Origin of the sequence: Cupriavidus laharis (genome assembly GCF_914271435.1) — a bacterium.
Classification (GTDB): domain Bacteria; phylum Pseudomonadota; class Gammaproteobacteria; order Burkholderiales; family Burkholderiaceae; genus Cupriavidus; species Cupriavidus laharis.
Genome location: NZ_CAJZAI010000015.1, coordinates 1 through 21,761 on the forward strand (window position 1 = coordinate 1; position 21,761 = coordinate 21,761).

At 64.3% G+C, this 21,761-nt stretch carries 17 protein-coding genes and 3 pseudogenes; 3 read left to right on the forward strand and 17 right to left on the reverse strand.

Translation table 11 applies throughout. The annotated features are described in order from the left end of the window. Positions 1–209: 209 nt before the first annotated feature. On the reverse strand, positions 210–1,004 hold the full coding sequence (locus LDO29_RS22705; RefSeq protein ID WP_224081995.1) for a bestrophin-like domain: 795 nt from the start codon (positions 1,002–1,004) through the stop codon (positions 210–212). 556 nt (positions 1,005–1,560) lie between these two features. On the opposite strand from LDO29_RS22705, the gene LDO29_RS22710 reads away from it, so the two are divergent. Then, positions 1,561–2,292 (forward strand): hypothetical protein, encoded by a 732-nt coding sequence (locus tag LDO29_RS22710; protein ID WP_224081996.1) that lies wholly within the window; start codon positions 1,561–1,563, stop codon positions 2,290–2,292. 141 nt (positions 2,293–2,433) lie between these two features. Here the strand turns inward: LDO29_RS22710 and LDO29_RS22715 are convergent, their stop codons facing one another. The 5 genes from LDO29_RS22715 to LDO29_RS22735 all read right to left on the reverse strand — a co-directional run bounded on the left by LDO29_RS22715 (position 2,434) and on the right by LDO29_RS22735 (position 8,414). After that, entirely contained in the window at positions 2,434–3,249 is an 816-nt protein-coding gene (locus tag LDO29_RS22715) for an enoyl-CoA hydratase/isomerase family protein (protein ID WP_224081997.1), read from the reverse strand. After that, positions 3,246–4,481, reverse strand: coding sequence for a CaiB/BaiF CoA transferase family protein (locus LDO29_RS22720; RefSeq protein ID WP_224081998.1), 1,236 nt, complete (start codon positions 4,479–4,481; stop codon positions 3,246–3,248). Before LDO29_RS22720 ends, LDO29_RS22715 begins: the two co-directional genes overlap by 4 nt. A gap of 59 nt (positions 4,482–4,540) precedes the next feature. Then, a complete protein-coding gene (locus LDO29_RS22725) occupies positions 4,541–5,509 on the reverse strand; it encodes a Bug family tripartite tricarboxylate transporter substrate binding protein (protein WP_224081999.1) in 969 nt (322 codons plus the stop codon). Positions 5,510–5,578: 69 nt separating this feature from the next. Next, positions 5,579–6,517 carry a LysR family transcriptional regulator gene (locus LDO29_RS22730; protein ID WP_224082000.1) on the reverse strand — a complete coding sequence of 313 codons (939 nt, stop codon included), beginning with the start codon at positions 6,515–6,517 and terminating at the stop codon, positions 5,579–5,581. Positions 6,518–6,767: 250 nt separating this feature from the next. Further along, positions 6,768–8,414, reverse strand: a complete 1,647-nt coding sequence (locus tag LDO29_RS22735; protein ID WP_224082001.1) for an isovaleryl-CoA dehydrogenase — start codon at positions 8,412–8,414, stop codon at positions 6,768–6,770. Between the two features lie 90 nt (positions 8,415–8,504). Between LDO29_RS22735 and LDO29_RS22740 the strand changes: the two genes are divergently transcribed. Further along, the gene (locus tag LDO29_RS22740) at positions 8,505–9,329 is read left to right on the forward strand and encodes a PaaX family transcriptional regulator C-terminal domain-containing protein (RefSeq protein ID WP_224082002.1); all 825 of its coding nucleotides are present in this window, start codon (positions 8,505–8,507) and stop codon (positions 9,327–9,329) included. Positions 9,330–9,455: 126 nt separating this feature from the next. On the opposite strand, the gene LDO29_RS22745 is transcribed toward LDO29_RS22740, so the two are convergent. The 5 genes and pseudogenes from LDO29_RS22745 to LDO29_RS22760 all read right to left on the reverse strand — a co-directional run. Next, complete coding sequence (locus LDO29_RS22745) at positions 9,456–9,623, reverse strand: hypothetical protein (protein WP_224082003.1); 168 nt, start codon at positions 9,621–9,623, stop codon at positions 9,456–9,458. 860 nt (positions 9,624–10,483) lie between these two features. Next, complete coding sequence (locus LDO29_RS22750; RefSeq protein ID WP_224082004.1) at positions 10,484–10,723, reverse strand: hypothetical protein; 240 nt, start codon at positions 10,721–10,723, stop codon at positions 10,484–10,486. Next, complete coding sequence (locus tag LDO29_RS22755) at positions 10,720–11,445, reverse strand: TNT domain-containing protein (RefSeq protein WP_224082005.1); 726 nt, start codon at positions 11,443–11,445, stop codon at positions 10,720–10,722. Before LDO29_RS22755 ends, LDO29_RS22750 begins: the two co-directional genes overlap by 4 nt. Before the next feature lie 168 nt (positions 11,446–11,613). Then, positions 11,614–11,841: pseudogene (locus LDO29_RS28390) on the reverse strand (hypothetical protein); the annotation flags it as partial. Beyond that, positions 11,822–14,791: pseudogene (locus LDO29_RS22760) on the reverse strand (hemagglutinin); the annotation flags it as partial. The pseudogenes LDO29_RS28390 and LDO29_RS22760, both read right to left, overlap by 20 nt. Before the next feature lie 35 nt (positions 14,792–14,826). On the opposite strand from LDO29_RS22760, the gene LDO29_RS22765 reads away from it, so the two are divergent. Then, positions 14,827–15,456 carry a hypothetical protein gene (locus LDO29_RS22765; protein ID WP_224082007.1) on the forward strand — a complete coding sequence of 210 codons (630 nt, stop codon included), beginning with the start codon at positions 14,827–14,829 and terminating at the stop codon, positions 15,454–15,456. A gap of 95 nt (positions 15,457–15,551) precedes the next feature. Here LDO29_RS22765 and LDO29_RS22770 read toward each other — a convergent pair whose 3' ends face one another. The 6 genes and pseudogenes from LDO29_RS22770 to LDO29_RS28235 form a co-directional block, all read right to left on the reverse strand. Then, positions 15,552–16,688 (reverse strand): acyl-CoA dehydrogenase family protein, encoded by a 1,137-nt coding sequence (locus LDO29_RS22770; protein WP_224082008.1) that lies wholly within the window; start codon positions 16,686–16,688, stop codon positions 15,552–15,554. Between the two features lie 28 nt (positions 16,689–16,716). Further along, the gene (locus LDO29_RS22775; protein ID WP_224082009.1) at positions 16,717–17,907 is read right to left on the reverse strand and encodes an acyl-CoA dehydrogenase family protein; all 1,191 of its coding nucleotides are present in this window, start codon (positions 17,905–17,907) and stop codon (positions 16,717–16,719) included. Between the two features lie 283 nt (positions 17,908–18,190). Continuing rightward, on the reverse strand, positions 18,191–19,360 hold the full coding sequence (locus tag LDO29_RS22780; RefSeq protein WP_318035527.1) for a CaiB/BaiF CoA transferase family protein: 1,170 nt from the start codon (positions 19,358–19,360) through the stop codon (positions 18,191–18,193). Positions 19,361–19,391: 31 nt separating this feature from the next. After that, on the reverse strand, positions 19,392–20,276 hold the full coding sequence (locus tag LDO29_RS22785; RefSeq protein WP_396022707.1) for a crotonase/enoyl-CoA hydratase family protein: 885 nt from the start codon (positions 20,274–20,276) through the stop codon (positions 19,392–19,394). A gap of 73 nt (positions 20,277–20,349) precedes the next feature. Beyond that, positions 20,350–21,315 carry a tripartite tricarboxylate transporter substrate binding protein gene (locus LDO29_RS22790; RefSeq protein WP_224082010.1) on the reverse strand — a complete coding sequence of 322 codons (966 nt, stop codon included), beginning with the start codon at positions 21,313–21,315 and terminating at the stop codon, positions 20,350–20,352. A 211-nt stretch (positions 21,316–21,526) separates the two neighbouring features. Beyond that, a pseudogene (locus tag LDO29_RS28235) lies at positions 21,527–21,738 on the reverse strand (CoA transferase); the annotation flags it as partial. Positions 21,739–21,761 lie beyond the last annotated feature (23 nt).

Genomic DNA, 21,761 nt, shown 5'->3' on the forward strand with positions numbered 1-21,761 from the left:
TCCTAATCATCTACGCGGCAGGCAGTCTGGTTATGCCACTGGACCGTCTTCACCTCATCGAGCCGTTCGTCCACCACGAAAACGCGCTTTTGCCTACTTTTACCGCTCGGGTAAAAGTAGGTCGCCGGCTACGCCGGCGAAACAGCAGCGCCCGCCAAGCACGACAACCCAAATCCTCCCCACAAACCCCAGTAATTCGGCAAAGCACCTCATTTCATGCCGTCACGCACCAACTGCAGGACCTCATCGAATTCGTCGACGCGAATCAGACCCAGACGCGGAAACTCCAGGTCGACGATAACGTAAAGCGTCATCGCCAACGTTACCGAGAAAAAGAGTTCGTGCAGCCAGTTGCGCGGGCCACGCCCGGCCATGCCGTAGCCTGCAAAGAGCGCCCCGATCCAGCTCAGCGAAAGCAGCAGGGCGTAGATGACGCCAGGCGGGTGCTCCCTGGTCGAAGCGAGCCGCGTGGATGCCGTATCGAATGCGGCGTTGAGCGCTGGCAGCAGCAGCATCGTCGCAGCCGCGACCGGCGCACGCTGGGACTCCGCGACGGATCTCGCCCAAAGGCGATCACGAAGCTCGTCGGCTCGCGCCAGGGCTTGCGCCACACGCTCGCGGTCCGGAACCGCGCGATACGCCTCGAGCCGAGCATCCAGATACTGCCGGAATGTCTCGCGCAGCTCGTCGCGCGCGGGCGCCGCCAGCAAATCGAGGCGCAGGTAAGCCGTGCCGATATCGTTGGCTTCCTGGACGATCAGGGTGCGCCGTGCATCAAAGCGGCCGGCCGCTCCCGAAAAGGTGAAAGCGATCAGCAGGCCGAGCAGTGCGAAGATGGCGCTTGCCACCACGCCCACCCCTGTGGTTTCGGGATCGCGGCCAGCATTGACCTGCCATTGCCAGACCAGCCGCCCCAGCCCCATGGCAACCAGAATGCTGGCGAACAAGCCAAACGCCAGGGCAATGCCTCCGATCCAGCCGGTGCCATAGAGCAGTGATCCCATTGCTGCCTCCCAAGCAGAAAGGCACGGCGTTGTTCGTCCTGGCAAGCAGGCAGATCCGATCGCTGGAACCGCGGGGCCGCGCCTGAGGTAAAGATTAGGCGAAAAGCCAGGCACTTTGCTGGTGAACCGGACGTAGGGCGCGGCTCCCGCCGTTGCGATGGCAGCCGCGCAACGCTGGTAGACACTGACGTCCGGCCTGTGCGGCCTCTCGCGTGTTGCACGCAAGCGATACCACCATGTCTGCCACCACCGGAATCTTCCTATTCTGGCGGCGCCTTTGACCTGTCTTCAAGTTCTGCCGCAGCCCTCTCCCTACGATCGGTCGGCTTTAACCAGACCATCCATCAAGGAGATTTCGATGCGAGCCATCCCATCACAGATCGCAATCGCCGCGCTGGCGGCATGCACGTTGCTGAGCGCCTGCGGAGGCGGAGACGACAACGGCACGGGCAGCACACCCTCGCCATCCCCGGCACCGTCGCCCGCACCTGCCCCTGCACCTTCGCCCGCACCTTCGCCGGCTCCCTCGCCCGCCCCATCGCCTGCGCCCACGCCGGTGCCTACCGGCGAGCCACTGCCGAGCCTCTCCGCTCCCCAGCCTGGCTCCACCGCGGCAGTCGGCAACGGCAGCGAAGGCATCTGGTCCGAATCCATGGGTGTAACGTTCATCGACAGCGCAGGGCGCTTTATCCGCGCCGAGCTTGTTGGTGCGGTGAGCGGGGGCTTTCAGTTCTCAGGGTCGGCCTGGAACTTCACGCCGGATACGGTCTCCGAGTTCAGCTTCATCAATCCTGTCACCGGCTCGGGCACCATCACGCTGAACAGCAAGCTTGACGGCTCGTATCAGGTCACCGGGTCGGACACCCCCTGGACCGTCCATGCCGCATACGATCCGGCAAACGCGCTGGCGGTGGATCAGGCGAGCATCGAGGGAAGCTGGAAGCAGGACGGCTTCGAGATGTCGGTTGACGACCAGGGCAATGTCAACGGCACCTACACGAGCGGCACGCGAATCTGCGCACTGACGGGAACCGCCGTGCTTGCCGAGCCAGGCTCAAGGAAGAATCTCTATCGCGTCAACATGACCGCTTCCGTGGCGACACAGGCCGCAAGCACTGGCTGCGCCATGTCCGTGGGCGTCCCGCATCAGGGCTACGCCGCGATTCGCTTCGTACCGTCCGATGGACGCATCATCATCACCGGCAACACGCTGTACAGCCGCTCGCTGGCCATGGTCGCGAGCACCGGCACCGGCGGCTACTTCAAGACTCAAATGCTCAAGCAATAACGGGGCAGGCGCAGAGCGGGAGGGGGGGCGCTCCTCCTCATTCGTTGCCTCTGCGCCATCAACATCAGAACTGGCTGCCCGAAGCTTCCTGTCTCATGAGGTAGCGATGCGGTAGTGCATGCACCTGGCACGCCCTAACGCCTACTCGCCCGTCCACTCCGGCGGCCGCCGGCTGACGAAAGCCTCGACGCCTTCACGGAAGTCACGGCTCCCATAGCACAGCCGCACGAGATCATCCGTATCGGCCACCGCCTCCACCGTCTGCCGCCGCAACGCCTCCTTCACGACGGTCTGCGTGACAGGCGCCAGCGCGGCGAGGCGCTCGCACAGGGCATCGACCTCGCCCTCCAGGGCCTCCGGCGCATACACGCCTTCCAGGAAGCCGCAGGCCAGCGCAGCGTCGGCATCGAGTATCTGCGCGAGCAGCAGCATGCGGCGCACCGGCTGCAGCCCCCAGGCCGCACGCAGCTTGGCGAGATTCTGTGCCGACAGCGTATTGCCCAGCGTCCTGGCAATCGGCACGCCGAAGCGCGCTTTGGGCGTCGCCACCCGGAAATCGCACGCCGTGGCGATGGCCAGGCCACCGCCCACCGCCCAGCCTTCGACCACCGCCACCGTGGGCATCGGCAATTGCTCGACCAGCCGGACACCTTCGTCGATGCGCGCCTCGTAGGCAACCCCGTCGTCACCGCTCGTGAACTGCCGGAACTGCGCGATGTCGGTGCCCGCAACAAAGGCCTCGCCGCCCGCGCCGCGCAGCACCACCACACGCGCGCCTGCGTTGCCCTTGGCGGAGAGCTTGCGGCAGTGCATGGCGAGCTGCTCGTACATGGCCCACGTCATCGCATTGCGCGCGGCCGGGCGGTCAAAGGTCAGCGTGGCGACCTGCCCTTGCATCGTGAGCGTGACCTGCGCTTCGCCGGGCTGAGCCCCCGCCGGGGACTGCGGGGCACTCATGCGCCGAATGCGCCGGCCGCCGCCAGCGACTGCTGTTGATCCTCCGAGAGCCCCAGCTCGGCCAGCACTTCCTCCGTATGCTGGCCCAGCAGCGGCGGCGGGCGCCGCACCTGCTGGGGCGTGCCGCCCATCTTCACGGCGAAGCCGATGTTGGGCACCTTGCCCTCGATCGGATGGTCGATCTCGATGCGCATCTGGCGGTGCTTGCCGTGCTCGCTGTCGAAGGCCTGCGGATAGGTCAGGATCGGCCCCGCCGGGATGCCGACCTCGAGCAGATGCTCGATCCAGTAGTCGCAGCCGTGTTTCGCGAAGCTTTCCTCCAGGGCGGGAATCAGTGCCTTGCGGTTATTCAGCCGCAGTGCCACGGTGGCAAAGCGCTCATCGGCCAGCAGATCCGGCCGGTCGATGGTCTTGCACAGCAGCTGCCACAGCTTCTGGTTGGTCGCCCCCATGACGAAGTAGCCGTCTGCGGCCTTCATCGCCTGGTACGGCGCGCTCATGCGGTTGGCCGTGCCCAGCGGCTCGGGTTCACGGCCGGTGCCCCAGTATTCGCAGGTGTCCCATACCGAGAAGGCGAGCGCGGAGTCGAACAGCGACGCATCGACGTACTGGCCCTTGCCCGTCGCCGTGGCGCCGATATACGCGGACAGCATGCCGTAGGTCGCGAAGAGCGCGCAGCCGATATCGGCCACCGGCACACCCGCCTTCACCGGCGCACCGCCCGGATACCCGGTCACGCTCATCACGCCCGACATGGCCTGCGCCATCAGGTCGAAGCCGGGCCGCGTGGCCCACGGGCCGCTCTGGCCGAAGCCGGAGATGCTGCAGTAGACGAGCCTCGGGTTGATCTTGCTGAGCGTCTCGTAGTCGATGCCGAGGCGTTTCATTACGCCAGGGCGGTAGTTCTCAACGAGAATGTCGGCGGTTTCCGCCAGGCGGTAAAGCACCTCGCGGCCTGACTCGGTCTTCAGATCCAGCGTGACGCTGCGCTTGTTGCGGTTCATGTTGAGGAAGCCCATGCTATCTGGGCCCTTCATCTTGAACCCCATCGAGCCGCGCGTCTGGTCGCCGCCCTCGGGCGGCTCGATCTTGATCACGTCGGCGCCAAGGTCGGCCAGCAGCATGCAGGCGTAGGGGCCGGCCATGACCTGGCTGACATCGAGCACGCGCACGCCGGCCAGCGGCAAAGGGCGGTCGGACGTCTGGTCGCGGGTATCGCTGAAATCTGTCATCGGGTACTTCCTGGATATAGGGATGGGGTGGCGTGCGCGGGTGCGGCGGCGCCCAGCCATCAGGCTTCCGCCTTCACACCGGCGTCCTTCACGACCTTGGCCCACTTGCTGGACTCGGACACGATGAAGGCGCCGAACTGCTGGCTCGATCCGCCGGAGTCCTCGGCGCCGAAGCTCTTGAGCCGCTCCACGACGTCGGGCATGGCGAGCACGCGGTTGACGTCCTCGTTCATGCGCTGCACCAGCGCCGGCGGCATGCCCTTCGGGCCCACCAGGCCGTACCACGATGCCGCGTCCAGGCCGGGAAAGCCAGACTCCGCCAGCGTCGGCACATTCGGGTGGCTGGCCGCGCGCTTCAGGCGGGTCTGCGCGATGGCGATCACCTTGCCCTGCTGGATGAACGGCGTGGCAGCGGTCATGGTGTCGAAGGCATAGTCGATCTGGCCGCCGAGCAAGTCCGCCACCAGCGGGCCCGAGCCTTTGTACGGCACGTGCACCACGTCGATCCTGGCCTGCATCCGGAACATCTCCAGCGCCAGATGCTGCGCCGAGCCGATGCCCGACGAGCCGAAGGAAATTTTGCCCGGGTTCTTGCGGCACAGCGCCACGACGTCGGACACGGTCCGCACCTTCTGCTCCGGACGGCAGGTCAGCATATTGGGCGTGACGCCCACCATCGAGATCGGCGTGAAATCCGTGCGCGGGTCGTACTTGACGTCCAGCAGCGCCGGGGCGATGGCATGGCTGTTGACGTGCGCCATCAGCAGCGTGGTGCCATCGGGCGGCTGCTTGGCCACATAGGCTGCCGCAATCGCGCCGGTCGCGCCCGGCTTGTTCTCCACGACCACGCTGGTGTTCCACATGACGCCGAGCTTCTGCCCGATTACACGCGCCAGCACGTCCGTGCCGCCGCCCGGGGCAAAGCCGACCACGATGCGCACCGGCCCATGGATCTCTGTCGCGGCGCGCACGAGGCTGGGCACCGCCAATCCGGCCGCAGACGCGAGAATGAATTGTCTGCGCTGCATTGCGTGTCTCCGTCCTATGTCTGGTAGTTATGGAGCCATGATGCGCAATGCGCCCGGCGCGGGCTATCGCTATTTGGGGGATTCAGGTTTCGCGTTTTGCGCAAGCACCGCCAGCACGCCCTGTGCGGCCGACGACAGCGCGCCATGGGGCCGATGGCACAGCACGAACCGCCGCTCCGCCCAGGGCCCGGCGATGGGCAGCCGCACGAACCGGCTGCCGCCCGCCACCTCGCGCGCAATCGTCTCCGGCATCACGCCGCCGCCGAGGTTCTGCGCCACCAGCGCGGCGATGCTGTCGAAGCCGCCCACGCGCATGCGCATCCGAAGGACACGGCCCGCCTCCTCCGCCAGCCGCTCCAGCCCGATCGAGATCGCCGAACTCTCGCCCAGCACAATCAGGTCGCAGTCCAGCACGTCCTCCGTCGTGACCTGCTTGCGCCGCGCCAGCGCGTGGCCGCGCGCCACTACCAGCACCAGCCGGTCGCTCCGGTACGGCTCGGTCGGCATGTCGATCCCACCCAGGCTGCCCTCGTAGATGCCGATGTCCACGGTGCCGCGGCGCAGCGATTGCTGGACCTCCTGGCTGTTCATCTCCTGCAGGTCGATGCGGACGCCGGGGCAGGCGGCGGCGCAGCGCTGGATGTCGAACGGCAGGAACTGGATGACCGCGGACTTCGGCGCCGCCACCCGCACCACGCCCAGGTCGCCGCCGACGAAGGAACTGGCGTCGTCCTGCATGCGCTGGACCGTGTGGGTGATGCCTCGGGCGTGAGCCAGCAGCGCGCGGCCGGCTTCGGTCAGGGCCATGCCGTGTGGGAGGCGTTCGAACAAGGAAACGCCAAGTTGGGATTCCAGCTCGAGGATGCGGCGAGAGGCGGCGGCTGCGGCCAGGTGAAGGCGCTCCGCGCCGCGGGTGATGCTGCCCTGGTCGGCTACGGCGATGAAGAGCTGGATGGTGGTGAGGTCGAAATGCAGCCGGGGGTTGCGTGAGGGGGCGGAGGGCGTCACGGTGGTCTGCGCGCGGTGGGGCGCCGTTATGGGAGCGAGCTACGGGTGAATGTCGGTGAAACCCACGAGCACCCTTGGGAAGCGCTGCGTGTGCCCGCCGATTGTCCGCTCACGTACCATCATCGGCAATTGCGGGTTTCCCGCGCCCCGGACCTCTCCCTCCAGATCTTTCCGGCGTCTGTCACAGGCGCCTAAACGAGAGACAGGCGACCACCACACGGTGGGATTAGCAGAAGTCGCGCTTGGGAGGTCAGATCATCAGGCTGGCGCGGTTGATCAGCAGTGCGATCGGCGCCTGTGGATCCAGCGTGCCATAGGCAAGGCCAGACTCTCCCGCCAGGCGGGCACGGCAGAAGGCATTGGCAATCTCGTCATTCCCGGAAGTCAACAGCAGCGCCGCCTGAAGGGCCATTGCGGTCCGCTCTACCACCAACCGGCTGCGCGCCTCCAGCACGGCCGGGTCTTCGAAGGCTTTTTGCAGCCACGCCACATGCCGGTCGTAGGCTTCATGCAACCCTCGCGCCGTCTGGAGCTCCCTGAACAAGGCGTCGCGAGCCCCAGGCTCCTTCTGCAAAGCACGCAGGACGTCCAGACACTGCACGTTGCCGCTGCCCTCCCAGATCGAGTTCAGGGGCGCCTGCCGATAGAGCCGCGGCAGGATGTTTTCCTCGACGTATCCAATCCCGCCCAGGCATTCCTGCGCTTCGTTGATATGGGCAGGCGTGCGCTTGCACACCCAGTATTTCCCGATGGCGGTCCCGATGCGGGCGAGTGCGGCCTCATGGGGATCGCGCGGCGACGCATCCACAGCGGAAGCGATACGCATCGCGAGCGCGATGGCGGCCTCGCTCTCCAGTGCCAGGTCGGCCAGGACATTGCGCATCAGAGGCTGGTCAATCAGCAAACGTCCGAATGCCTTGCGCTGACTCGTGTGGTGAAGCGCCTGGACAATTGCCTGCCGCATCTGCGCGGCTGAACCGAGAATGCAATCCAACCGGGTCAGGGCGACCATCTCGATAATCGTCGCGACGCCACGGCCCTCCTCGCCAACCAGAGTCGCCATCGCGCCCTGAAATTCGACCTCGGAAGATGCATTGCTCCAGTCGCCCAACTTGTCCTTCAACCGCTGGATCCGGACCGCATTGAGTGATCCGTCGGGGAGAACACGTGGCATCAGAAAGCAACTCAGACCGCCCTCCGCCTGAGCCAGGACCAGATGCGCATCGCACATCGGCGCTGAAAAGAAAAACTTGTGGCCGACGATCTCGTACGTGCCATCACTTTGAAGATGTGCCCGCGTCGTGTTGCTTCGGACATCCGAACCGCCCTGCTTTTCCGTCATGCCCATGCCGATCGTGCACGCGGTCTTCTCATGAGCAGGTAGTGTGCGCGAGTCGTACGCGCTGGCTGTTACGCGAGGGATCCATGCGTCGGCCACCGCCGGAGACTTGCGGAGCGCCGGAATGGCGGCATGTGTCATCGTCAGCGGGCAGCTTGTGCCGGCGTCCGGTTGGCTGTTCAGATACACCAGGGCTGCGCGCGCAACATGCGCGCCAACCCGGCCCTCGTGCCGCCAGGAAAAACTGTGAACCTGGCCCTGCATCGCGTGGCCCATCAGTTGATGGTAGGCCGGGTGAAACTCGACCATGTCAATGCGGCGGCCATACCTGTCAAAGCTGTGCAGTACCGGCTTATGACGGTTGGCCAGCTCGCCGTACTCCATCATTACGCCGCCCGTGACTTCGCCATGGGCTGCAAGGTGGTCGCTCGCCCATGCTCCGCCATGCCGCGCTACGGCTTCCTGCAATACTCGATCCGTTGACCAGGCGTTATACGCCGGCAGGGGCAACGGCTGGTTCTGGACATCGTGAGTGCTGAACTGTGCCTTGGCTGACATGGGTAGACTCTCATCCGTGGAATCGATATGAATATTACACAGTATTGCATGTGTTGCAAAACAAGGTAATATCAGGAAGAACCCTACCCTATGGCTGAGACATCAAAGACTGCATTGGATGAAAGTGCTCCCGGGCCGGCAGCGCGCCGCCTGATTCTCAAGCTCCTGGTGGCATCAGAAACGGAAACGCTCGACGCCTCTGACGCGATACGCGCCTGCGCGCTTTTCGGGATCTCGGACAACAATGCGCGGGTTGCGCTCACCCGCCTGGCGAACGCCAATCTGATTGAGACCGCGGGAAGAGGCACGTATCGGCTTGGCTCCGAAGGCCGGGCGCTGGGGGAAGACATCTCCGCATGGCGAAGCGCAGAGCAGCGGGTGCGTCCTTGGGATGGCACATGGGTAGCCGTCTTGATTGCCGGCCTGGGACGCAGCGATCGTACGGCGCTGCGTGTACGTGAGCGCGCCCTTGCGCTCGTCGGAATGCGGCAGCTGGAGGAAGGCCTGTATGTTCGGCCGGATAACCTTGTCGGCGGCGTCGCCCATGCGCGCGAACGGCTCTACGGCCTGGGCGTCGAGACCAGTGCACCGGTCTTTACGGTACGAGACCTCGACACTGGGCTGGAATCGAAGGCTCGCGGCCTGTGGAACGGGAAGGAGCTTGTGAAAGGCTATCGCGACAGCAGGCGTCTGCTTGAGAAATCGAATGCCAGACTCGGCACGCTGCCAGTGGAGTTGGCCGCCAAGGAAGCTTATCTGCTCGGCGATGAGGCGATCCGGCAATTGGTGTTCGATCCGCTGTTGCCTGAGCCGCTTGTGACGGTGGCGGATCGTGTCGCGTTTGGCAGTGAAGTCAGACGCTATGACGAGGCCGGCCGGTCGATTTGGCAGCGGTTTTTGGCGGCGCGGGGTTGATGTGCAAGGAGCGTCTGAAGCAATCCGGAATTGATAAAGTCTGCCTGTCAGCCTTCACTCGCGGCTATCTGAGGGGACGGCTGGGAAGGGCAATTGGCGGGCCTGCCGTGCCAGCGTGATGCCCTGTCAGAAAACGGGCACGCGCTGATCTTCAGGATTATGAGAAAGCAGCATGTGGCGCGCTGGCGCGTGTTCAGTGCCACCCATCAGGTTGCCGGTGTTCAGGATCTGGCCACCGGAGCTCACCGACAGCGTATTACCCGCCTGGATGCCCGATTCGAGGTTGCCGCGCACCGCCACGCCAAACGTGTCAAGAGAGCATCGAAAACGAAGAGAAAATAGCGATTCATTCAGGTAGCCGTTCGATAGATCGCGAAGTACTTAGCTGTCCCCGTAGGAATCGCGCCGAGGCGCAGGCTCATGTGTACTTGCATTCTGCGTTCAACGATGAGATTTCCGCCGGAATCCAGGTACAAAGTGATGACAGAATCGGAATGATTTGGTCCAAACTCAGATTGGCCCTCCCCACGAAACGACTCCATTCGCACCAGTGCAAACAAATCTCGCCTTGTCCTCAAAGGAGGAAACATACTCAATCGATTTTCCGTTCTCATAACGCAGATCGAGTGTCGCAAGACGCTCTGTCATCCTCACTTTTACGCAAGTAGGGGGGAGGTACCTACCGTCGCTTGCCTGGGATGCATTTAGCACCTCTTGAGCTTGACGAGTGTCTTGAAAGGGAAAGACGTTTGATAGACGCCGCTTCCTCGCCGCTTGTCGTGCTGTTGCATCCCCTTCAATAAGCTCACCTATTCCTTCATATCGCCCACTGAAATTCGGGCAGAGTGCAGCCGTGTACTCTGCGGATTGAGATTGTCGCTCCCAGCACCTGGGTAGTTCGGCGGGGAATGGAGACAAGCCGTACAACCTAGAGCGAGTCCCACAGCATATAACTCAGCTCGCGTCATTTTTACCCCTTGCTTGCTGTGCCTGGGTACGGAAGATCGACCAATCGATGCCATATTGATTCAGCAATGTTACCGTAGCGAAAGGTGCTGCCAACGGGATGTCAATGTCCGTTTGGATTTCGAACGTCATGCGCTGAAATGAGATCATACCCTCCTTCAGGGAAATCTGAGGAGGTTAAGGGCTATTCAAGGCAGATCGACACCAAGCCATTTGCAGAATGTTGTATAGACAAATTCAAACGCGTCTTCGACAGCACTAAAAGCTCCCAGCTCACGTGGCTTGTCACGCTCGACATAATAAACAAACCACTTTCCATTTTCAGCTACCACACATACACAATCACTGTGCCGAATACCGTCAAGTGAATAGCTATTTTGATGGATACCGATTGTAGCTAGCTTCCTCTCTAATTCATCTCGCGTCATTTCAGCTTCTTCCCTAGATATCCGTTGTCAAGGTACCACTGCACAGGATTCGGCAATTGAAACTGCGTGCCCTTTCCGGGTTGGCCAAACCAAGGGAGGATTTTTGCCTCCGTAACACCCGTAATCGGCTGCAACACTTGATATTCGAAGTATGGCTTCGTCGTCAGATACGAAGACGGAAGTGCTCTCGAATCAAACGATGCTCCAAGGGGTGACACAAACGATCCTCCCGGATACCCATAGCGATCCACCCAAGTACCAACTCCAAGGGTCGTGTTATACACCGGCGCGTAACCTCCGCTGTTTGGCGGCCAGATACCTAGCGCTTCTTGACGCTTCCCCTCCGTTGCAATGTACTCACTAAAGTTCGAACTGGCACGAGCCGCTTGGCTAGCGGCGATGTTGTCCAGAACGTTGGTCTTGACTCCGGACAGCTCAAAATTCTCGGTTATCGACCTCGTTATGCTAGTAAGGCCAACGCCTTTCAAAGTGCCTGTCAAAAGGCCCTTGATCAGACCAGTACCAATCAGGTCATCCGGCGAAAAGGTTGGCAGCTCAAGTCCCTGTGCCTTCGCCTGCGCTATCTGCCAGCTCTTGTCCAATACCTGACAGTCAGTAGAGCCACTGCCGGCTCCACAACCCAGGGATGTCTTCTGATCCTGAATCCAGTTCGCAAGGGACTGACAGCTACTTCCCACACATCTGGTCAGGCCATCAGCCAAGATATCGTTGCTCTTTTGATCCCGTTCTGCATAGATGTTGGCAGCAGCACACGATGACCAAACGCCGTTCGCGCACTCCCGCTTGGCCTTCTCGAACGCCAGTCGATCCTTGGGGCTTAGGTAATTGTTCAGCGCCTCGTTCTGCGCCGCACCGGCTGCAGCTGTCGCGTTCTGACCCAGCGCCACCGCAAGTCCACCGCCCGCCAGCATAGCTATAGCGGTTACCAGCGCCTGGTTCATCGGGTCCGCACGGTCGGCATCCGTCTGAATACCCAGCGCACCAGCCACCAACGGCGCCACGATCGCGCTCGTCGCCCCCCCCAACGGCACCTCCCGCACATCCCGTTCCCAATGCCGCACTCGAAGCACAGCCGAGCGCCGCGTGCGCAAGCACATTGGCCAGCGAGCCTTCCGACGTCAGCCCACTACCGCCGATCCAATTGGCACCAACCGCCGCAAGATCAGTCGTCACGCTGGTGATCAGCGCCTGGCCGAAGCTGCCACCATTGAAGGCTATGTTGGTCCCCGCGCTGATCAGCCCGCGCTCTCCGATCTTCAGCGCCGTGCTTCCATAGTCGGCCAGCGTGGCGGAAGGTATCCCTTCTGTCACTGCCCCGTAGGTATTGAGTCCACTGCTACCAACGAGGCCATCAATCAGGCCTGCCGCTACCGTCGCCGTCGCAGCCGTTTTCAGGCCTGCCTTTACGTCGTACTGACCCGTGGCAATCAGCTGGCTCGCTGCATTGGCCGCAAAGCCGGTCGCTCCCGCTGTGAGGCCGTAGGACGCTGCACTGGCGAATTCCATCAGCCCCGGGCTGATGGCTGCGAATGCAATCGGATCAATAACAGCATCGAGTGCAGCCAGGATTTCCGGGCCAACAACGATCGACAAGGCGACCGCCGCGACCACGGCCACCACCGCCCCAATGGCACCCAGCCCCTTCTCTTCCTTGATGAAATGCGTGTGGATGTCGTCGCTGACCGTACCCTCGGTATAGGCCGCCCCGAGGTTGTCTTTCAGCTGCGCGATCAGCGCATTCGTCGCCGCCTCATCCACCATGCCATCGGCACGCAGCACCCGCAGCGCATCGTTGACCGCATGGATGCTGTCCGCCTTCACATTCATGTGCATCGCGCCCATGAACCCGCCAGGCTGCACCTGGGTGCCGGTGTACTCCATCCAGCCGCCGCTCACGCGGTACGCCGAGGTGCCGATGTCCACCACGTTCGGACTGAGATCCAGGCTTCCGGCCTTCACATCCAACGTGTCACTGGCCAACACCGTACCGCTGTTGCTCAGCAACCCGGCAATGTCCAGCTTGACGTTCTCGCCGGTGATCGTGCCGCCCGTGGGCTTGGCCAGTGCCTGCGCGTAGCCTTCCGGCAGGTACACCTGCGGCACCAGCGCAAGCACGCCCGGACACACCGCGCTGCTCACGGTGTTGCAGTTCGGGTCCGGCACCGCCTGCTCCACGTACCAGAGCATCGGCTTGTCCAGCGCCAGGACCTGCTCTGGTGTCAGCGCCGTGCCCAGGGCCAGGTTGTGCTCTTTGGCATAGTCCGCAGCGTTCTTGTACAGGACCAGCTTCTCCTGGTCGGTCACGGAGAGTTGGTGCTGGCTGTCATAGGTCAGGCCATTGATGAAGCTGGCCTGTCCCGTCTGCTGCAACGCTGCCTGCTGCAGCTTCTGACCTTCGGTGTATGGGTCGTAGTAGAAGCTCACGTTGCCCGGGCGCAACTCGCTCGGCAATTGGTCGAGCAGCCTGTCCGGCGTGATGCCGCCCAACACCGACGTGGCAGCCGATGGATTGACGTACCGTGCGCAATCGCCGTTGAGGGTCGGCACAGATAACGGGTTGCCGCCCAGATCGGCCGTGAAGTGCCAGTCGAGGGTCGAGGCGCCGCCAGTCGTGGGCGCCGTCGGCGTGACCACGATGGCCGGCTTGAACTGCCATGGTTGGGTCGGATCGGTCGCCGGCGTGCCCGGCGGCAAGGAGCCATCCGGCATGGGCGCCGGACCGAGCGAGATCACCTGCCGGGGCGCCGTTGACGGTGGCGTAGGCTGCTTCGGGCTGGTGTAGCCGTTCACCAGCGCGGCGCCCGTGACGTCTACCATGCCACCCATCAGGTTGCCGGTGTTCAGGATCTGGCCACCCGAACTCACCGACAGTGTGTTGCCGGCCTGGATGCCCGATTCAAGACTGCCGAGCACCGCCACGCCTGCGGTGTCGTGACGTTTGTCCGAGCTGAAAGGCCCGGTCTTCTCGACCCAGCGGCCGACCCAGCTTGCATTCAGTGCAATGCTGCTGTTGTCCACCGGGCCACTCATGGCGACGGTGACGTCGTGCCCGCCGGAGATCAACGCGCCGTGGTTGGTCAGCGTCGTGCCCGACAGGTTGACGTCGCGCGCGGCCTGGATCACGCCGGCCGGCCCGCCGGCCACCATCTCGTTCGCGGCGCAGTTGCTTTCCTTGTATGTGCCGCCAGCATTGCAGCCGCTGGCATAGCTCGGGTTCAGGTTGCCGTAGTTCTTGTGGAGGGCCACCGGATCAGCGGCCTGGTTGACCAGCGTCGGCGCATTAATCGATACATCGCCGCTCAACGACTGGATGGCACCGCCAACGTTCGTCACACTGCTGGTCGCCTTCAGGCTCACATCACCCAGAGCCGCCAGCGTGCCGCTGCGATTCTGGATATTGCCCGCTTCGATGCTCAGCTTTTGCCCTGCGGATACGGTGTTCGGGTTCTGCTGCCAGGCGAGCGTATCGACGTGCGGATTGTCATTGCCGTTACAGGTCGCAGAGCCCGCCGCACAGCCCGGCGTGCTGGTGACCTTGGCATCGTAGAAGCCCTGATTGGTAAAGGTGCCCGGCGTGGTAATCCGGATGTTGCCCAGCGCTGCCAGGTCACCCGCATTGGTCAGGTCGCCGGTGCCGTTCAGGGCCAGGTTGCGGCCAGCGATGATCTGGCCTGCCTTGCCCAGGCGCTCGGTCACGCTTGCCTGAACCGGCCCCGTGACTGCCGAGCCGTCCACCGCCTTGCCGATCACGAGAGGCGTGTCGACCGGCACGGGGATGGAGCAGCCATTGTCCCCGCCGTTGCACACGGGAATCGTCAGCGGCCCATACATCAACGTGTTGCCAGGTGCCGACAGCCCGTCCATGGTGGTGCCGCCAATGGCCTGCAGTTGCGCCAGGAACGCGGACAGACTGGCCTGGTTGACCGTGTCGGTCACACCGTCGAGCAGCGATGCCGAATGCCCGTTGTCGAGCGTGCCGACGTTGAGCGTGACATCATGCGCGGCCGAGATCACGCCGCCCCTGTTCGAGAGCGATGCTACGGTCATGTCCAGGCTGCCGCTACAGCGAACGCCAGACCTACGTGTGGACGATCACCGCACAGAACATCAGTTGGCGTATCGTCCCGGTATCCCTGGATGACTTGTCGCGCGACGTGGCACGGCTACGCAAGACACTGGATCTTGAAAGCGGCCGGGCAAAGCCGTTCGATGCAGCGGCAGCGCAAAGGCTTTACCAGCGCTTGCTCGCGCCGGATGCCAATCATTGGGCGGATGCCGCTGTGCTCAACGTCACCCCGTATCACGCGCTGGGTGAACTGCCATTCGGCGTGTTGCTGACGTCGCCCGAGGGGCCGGCGGCACCGGCAAACGGCAAGGACTATGTGAACATGCCTTGGCTGATCAACAAGGTCGCCATCGTGCAGCAGTCTTCGGCGACCGCGTTTTTTGGCACAGCGCAATGCCCGCACGGCCCAGGGACAGCGAAAAGCGTTCGTCGGCTCTGGAGATCCACAGTTCAGGAAGACCTCAGAAAAATCTGCTCCGTGGCAAAGCGACGCGCCGCAGCCGCCGACCGACGAGGCGAAGCAATCCCGCCTCTCGGATCTGCCAAGACTTCCAACCATACGGCAGGCCTTCGACGTCATGCCCCCCTTGTTGGATACCGCAGCGGAGCGGAAGGAAATCGCACGCATACTTGGCGCCAACCCTGAACGAGATCTCTTTTTCGGGGTACGCGCGAGCAAGGCCAACGTCAAGCGGACCGATCGATCCCTGGAGCGCCCGCAGCGCTCGCGGCCTTTCCACGTCAGTAATCGCGCAGCCCGGCCCAGCGCGCAGCGTGATGATGGGTGTCGCCCATCGACTCCTGCGCAGCGCGCGCGCGCTTCATGTAGAGGCCCATGTCGAATTCGTCGGTCATCCCGATGCCGCCATGCATCTGCACACCTTCCTGTACCGCGAGCGTGGCCGTGGCGCCGGCGCGGGCCTTGGCGGCCGACACGATTGCCGGAGCGTCCGTGGCGCCGGCGTCGAGTTGCTGTTGCGCGTGCAGCACGAGCGCCCGGGTCAGTTCGATCTCGGTGTAGAGATGCGCGGCTCGGTGCTGCAAGGCCTGGTATTCGCCGATGAGCTTGCCGAACTGGCGGCGCTCCTTCAGGTAGGTCAGGGTGCGGGAGAACGCCTCGTCGGCGATCCCGGTCAGCTCGGCGGCGAGCGTGGCGCGTGCTACGTCCAGCGTCTGTTCGAGCAGGCTCCAGCCCGAGCCGGCCTTGCCGATCACCGCATCGGCGCCGACGCAGACATTATCGAAGGTGGCGCGCGCGGCGTTGCGCGAGTCGACCATGACCGTGCGCTCCACGCGCATACCCCCGGCATCGCGCGGCACCAGGCACAGGACGATGCCGGCTTTGCCCTGCGTGCCAGGGAGTCGGCCCGCCACGATCAGCGTGTCGGCCACGTGGCCGTCTAGCACGAAGGTCTTGCTGCCCTCCAGAATAAAGCCGCCGTCCGCAGGTGTGGCGCGCAGCGCCAGCCGTTCGGGACGATGGCGCGATTGCTCGTCGACAGCCAGCGCGAGCAGACGCGTGCCCGCAGCGATCTCGGCAAGGATCGACCGCCGCTGCGCCTCGCTGCCATGCCGCGCGATCAGGGAAGCGGCCATTACCGACGTGGCGAGGAACGGCGCCGCCGCCAGCGTGCGGCCGATCGACTCCATGATGATGCCCGCCTCGACCACGCCCAGGCCGCTGCCTCCGTAGGACTCGGGCACCAGCACGCCCGCGAAGCCAAGCTCTGCGAATTTCCGCCACAGATCGCGCGAGAACCCCACCTCATCGTGCGTGTCGCGCAGCGCGCGCAGTTGCGTGGTCGGCGCCTGCGCGCGCATGAACTCAAGCGCGCTGCCGTGCAGCATCCGCTGTTCGTCGTTCAAGACAAGTGTCATGGGAATGCTCCTTTCCGCTCCCGCGCACTCAGGCGCCGGGCATGCCAAGCAGGCGCTTGGCGATGATATTGAGTTGCACCTCGCTGGTCCCGCCTTCGATCGAGTTGGCTTTCGTGCGCAGCCAGCCGCGCGCGAGCTTGCCGTCTTCGCTGCGCGCGCCTTCCCATTCGAGTGCTTCGCTGCCGCCTGCGCTCATCAGCAGTTCGTAGCGGCGCTTGTTGAGCTCGGCGCCGTAGTATTTGAGCACCGAGGAGAACGCGGGGTGTCCTTCGCCCTGCCCCGCCAGGTCCGAGGCGCGGCGGCGCAGGGCGGCGAACGCCAGGTCGTCGATCTCGAACGTGGCGATCTGGGCGCGCAGCATGGGCTCGTCCAGTTCACCCAGCGGGTTCAGCCCGATTGTCTCGGCCGCGGCAGCCCCGAGCGGGCGATCGACCCCGATCGCACCCGCCGCGCCGCCGCTGATCATCTCTCGCTCGTGGCTCAGGAGGTACTTCGCGATCTCCCAGCCCCCGTTCATCTCGCCCACAAGGTTCGACTTTTCCACGCGCACGTTGTCAAAGAACGTCTCGCAGAACGGCGACTTGCCCGAGATCAGCGTGATCGGGCGCGTCTGCACGCCGGGCGTAGTCATGTCGAAAAGCAGAAAGCTTATGCCGGATTGCTTGCGCGCCGCGAAGTCGGTACGTACCAGGCAGAAGATCCAGTCGGCCTTGTCGGCGTACGAGGTCCACACCTTCTGGCCGTTGACGAGAAAATGGTCGCCCATATCCTCGGCACGAGTCTGGAGCGAAGCGAGATCGGATCCGGCATTCGGCTCCGAATAGCCCTGGCACCAGCGGATCTCCCCCCGCGCGATGCGCGGCAGGTGTTCACGCTTCTGCGCTTCGGTCCCGTACCCGAGCAGCGCCGGGCCAAGCATCGAGACGCCGAAGCTCTTGATCGGCGGCCGGCAGCCAAGCGCCGCCATTTCCTCGGCCAGCACTTGCGCCTCGTCGCGGGTCAGGCCGCCGCCGCCATATTCGCGCGGCCACTCGGGCACGGTCCAGCCGCGCTCGCCCATGCGCTCGAGCCACTGGCGCTGCGCGCTGGATGTAAAATTGAACTTGCGGCCGCCCCAGCACAGGTCCGCGTCGCTGTACATCGGTTCGCGCATTTCCGGCGGGCAGTTCGCCTCGAGCCAGGCACGGGTCTGCCGGCGGAATTCGTTCCGTTCTTCCAAGATGCCTCCTTCTTGCTAATGCTAAGTTCGAGAGCTGGTTAGCGCGGATCAGGACAGGCCGGCCCCCCATATGTCCTTCCACGTCTTCGTGCGACTGCCGCGAGCACCAAAGCTCATGGGCGCCGCGCATGCCTGCGGCAGATCGACCGGACCGAGGACGACGTCCGGAGTCGAAGCCAGAAACTGCGGCGACCCAACGACTGGAACAGCAAGGCGGCCTTGAAGGAGCGCCGGAAGGACCATGATGTGTCTCGGGATTGGAGTATCGAATGGAAGGGACCGTTCAGGCAGCTTTGCTGCAAGCCTTTGCCAGCGATGCAATAACCGACGCCGTGTGCTCGCCCAGCGCCGGCAGTGCGCCGCCCTGCCTCGGCATCTGATCGATGCTGATCGGCAACGCGGGAAAGCACAGCTCGCGCTCGTCGGGCGTCGTCGCGGTGACGAGGCGTTCTGGCATGTTCGCGCGGGCGTGCTCCAGCGCGCCGTCGACGTCGCGCACCACGCCGCAAACCACGCCGGCCCTGGTGAGCTTCGCGCACGCGGCGTCGGCACTCATGCCGGCGAGCGCCTCGGTCAGCGCCGCACGCAGCGCCGACCGGTTGGCCACTCGCGCCGTGTTGTCGCAAAAGCGCGGATCGGCCGGCATGTCGGGGCGGTCCAGGCAATTGCAGAGCCGGGCGAAGTGATCCTGGACATAGGCCGACACCACGAGCTTGCCGTCCCCGGTGTCGAGCACGTCGGCGGCCGGCGCCATCGTGGCCTGCCCGTTGCCGCAGCGCGACGGCACCTCCCCCGTGAGCTGGTACTCGGCCCAGGGGTGGGCGAGCATATCCAGCGCAACGTCAATCAGCGAGATCCGGATGTGCGCACCGTTTCCGCCGATGCCGCGCTGCACGAGCGCCGCCAGCGCTGCGGTGGACAGCGTGCGCGCCGCCATCATGTCGACCACCGTGAAGCCAACGCGCGTCGGGTCCGCGTGCGCGTCGCCGTTCAGGGCCATGATGCCGCTCTCTGCCTGCGCCGCGACGTCCAGCCCCGGGCGCGTGGCATCCGCGCCGGCATCGCCGAAGCCGTTGACCGACGCGTAGATCAGTCGCGGCTGAACGGCGCGCAACTGTTCGGCGCCAAGGCCGAATTTCTCCATGACGCCGGGACGCGCGTTCTGCAGCACGATGTCGGCCGACAGCGCCAGTTCGCGCGCGGCTGCTACGTCGGCCGCATTGCGCAGGTCGAGTACAACCGATTGCTTGCCACGGTTGAACGCGCAGAACATCGGGCCGCAGTCGTCGGCCGACCAGCCGGCATGACGACTCGCGTCGCCGCCCGGCGGCTCGACCTTGATCACGTCGGCGCCGAGGTCGGCGAGCACCTGGGCAGCCGCAGGGACTGCGATGTACTGCCCGAATTCGACAACGCGCAATCCGTGCAGGGGACGGGAAGTGGACATGTTCATGGCGAAATCAGGATGCGCGGCGACGATGTGCTTACTCGAAGTCGGGCTCGCCACGCCAGTCGAAGAAGTCGGGCATTTCGTCCGACACGCGGTTCGGGAAGCGCGCCGGACGCTTGTCAAAGAAGCTTGCGATACCTTCCTTCGCGTCGGCGGACTTGCCGCGCGACTGAATAGCGCGGCTGTCGAGCTGATGCGCCTCCATGGGGTGCGGGGCGCCGGCCATGCGCCAGATCATCTGGCGCGTCAGGGCGATCGAGACCGGCGCGGCGCTATCGGCAATCTCGCGCGCAATGGCGTAAGCAGCGGGAAGCAGGTCTTCGGGCGCATGCAGGGATCGCACGAGGCCTCGATCCAGCGCCTCCTGCGCGCCGAACACGCGCCCGGAGTAGCACCATTCGAGCGCCGTCGAGATGCCCACCGCTCGCGGCAGAAACCACGACGAGGCGGCCTCGGGCGTGATGCCACGGCGCGTGAACACAAAGCCGAACCTGGCATCGGTGGAAGCCATGCGGATATCCATCGGCAACTGCATCGTGGCGCCGATGCCGACCGCCGCACCGTTCACGGCAGCAATCACCGGCTTCAGGCAGCGGAAAATACGCAGCGTGACTCGGCCGCCGTTGTCGCGCTTGACGGTATCGCGCGCGGTGCTGTAGCGCGTCTCGTAGTCGAACGTGGCACCGCCGGAAGAAAGGTCGGCGCCCGCGCAGAATGCCCGGCCATCGCCGGTCACGATCACGGCACGCACATTGTCGTCGGCGTCCACCGCGTCGAAGGCAGCAATCAGTTCGTCGGCCATTTGCGGATTGAACGCATTCATCTTCTCCGGCCGATACAGCGTGATGGTGGCAATGCCGTCGTCTACGGCGAATCGAAGCGTCTCGAAGAGAGGAAGGGTGTTGTGGGTCACGGTCATGTCTTTCATCGCTTTGAGAGGGATTGCCGGGCTTATCACGACCGGCGTGGCTGCGCGCCTTGTCGAGCCGCCGTCACTCGTTCACGGACAAACCGGCCGTCTGCACCAGTTGCTTTTCCACCGGCGTGCGCGCCTGCGCCCACTGGCGGTAGTCCGAACCCGACCGGTAGAGCACATACATCCCAAGGCGGCTAGTCAGCGCCTCGTATTCGGGGCTCTGCATCGCCTTGCGGAAGGCGCTGTGGATCCGCTCGACAACTGCGGGGTCCATGCCCTTTGGTCCGACAATGCCGATATAGGACGGCGCGGTGACCTGGTATCCGGCTTCGATGGCAGTCGGTACGCTCGGATCAAGCTTCATGCGCTGCGTGCCGAGTACGCTCAGGATACGGGCCTTGCCGCCGAGCTTGGCGGCTTCCGAATACGGCATACAGGCAGCGTCGATGCCGCCCGTATTGAGCAGGCTGACGGTGGCATCCGGCGCGCCCTTGAACGGCACGTGCACCATACGCACGCCGGCCTGGCGGGTGAGTTCGGTCATCGCCAGATGCGCGGTACCGCCCATGCCGGTCGACCCGTACGAAAACGCGCCCGGCTTCGCTCGCGCCGCGTCGATCATGTCCTTGAGCGAATGCCACGGCGAGGTGGCTGGCACGGCGATCACATGCTCTGCGTCCGCCAGTCCGACAACGTAAGTGAAATCGCCGACCGGATCGAGCTTGGCCTTCATCAGGTACGGCACGCGCAACAGATTCTGGCTCGCCTGCAGCAGCGTGTAGCCGTCCGGCGCCGCATTCGCCACCGCCCGCGCGCCGATCATCGACATGCCGCCGGGCCGGTTGTCGACGACGATCGATTGTCCCAGCTCCTTCTCCGCGAGCCGCGCCGTGCCGCGCATGTGCGCATCAAGCAAGCCGCCAGCCTGGAAGGTCACGACGATGGTGATGGGCCGCGACGGATACGTCTCCGCATGCGCACCCAGGACAGCAAGCGCCAGCGTCATGCCGGCCATGAACTTCTTTGCCACGCTTCCAGACATGCCTTGTCTCCTTCCTTGTGTTTTTCTTTCCCGCCCGGCAGACCTGCCCGGGTCAGACCACGCCGGCTTGCGAGAGCCGCGCCGGCTCCTCCTCGTCGATCGCGAGTTCCGCGTAGAAATCGGCGTTGTGCTCGCCGGCTGCCGGGCCCCTGCGCGGCGCGGGCGGTTCGTATCCGGAGAATTCGCCGGTCAGGCGCAGTACGGTCAGCCGCGCGAGGCTGCGCAGCGGATCGCTGCCGTCCGGCAGTTCGAGCTTGACGACTTCCGCACTCATGGCGCCACACCGCACAGCGTCGCGAAGAAAGGTCCGGCGACGACACTCGCCATGTCGAGGATGCGGACACCCGCGAGCGGGCCGCGGCATGCCGTCGTGCTCGGATAGGGATTCGGGGAATTGCCGGGCTGGTCGAGTGGGGGTGCCATGTCGGAAGTGCCGTTGCGTGTCG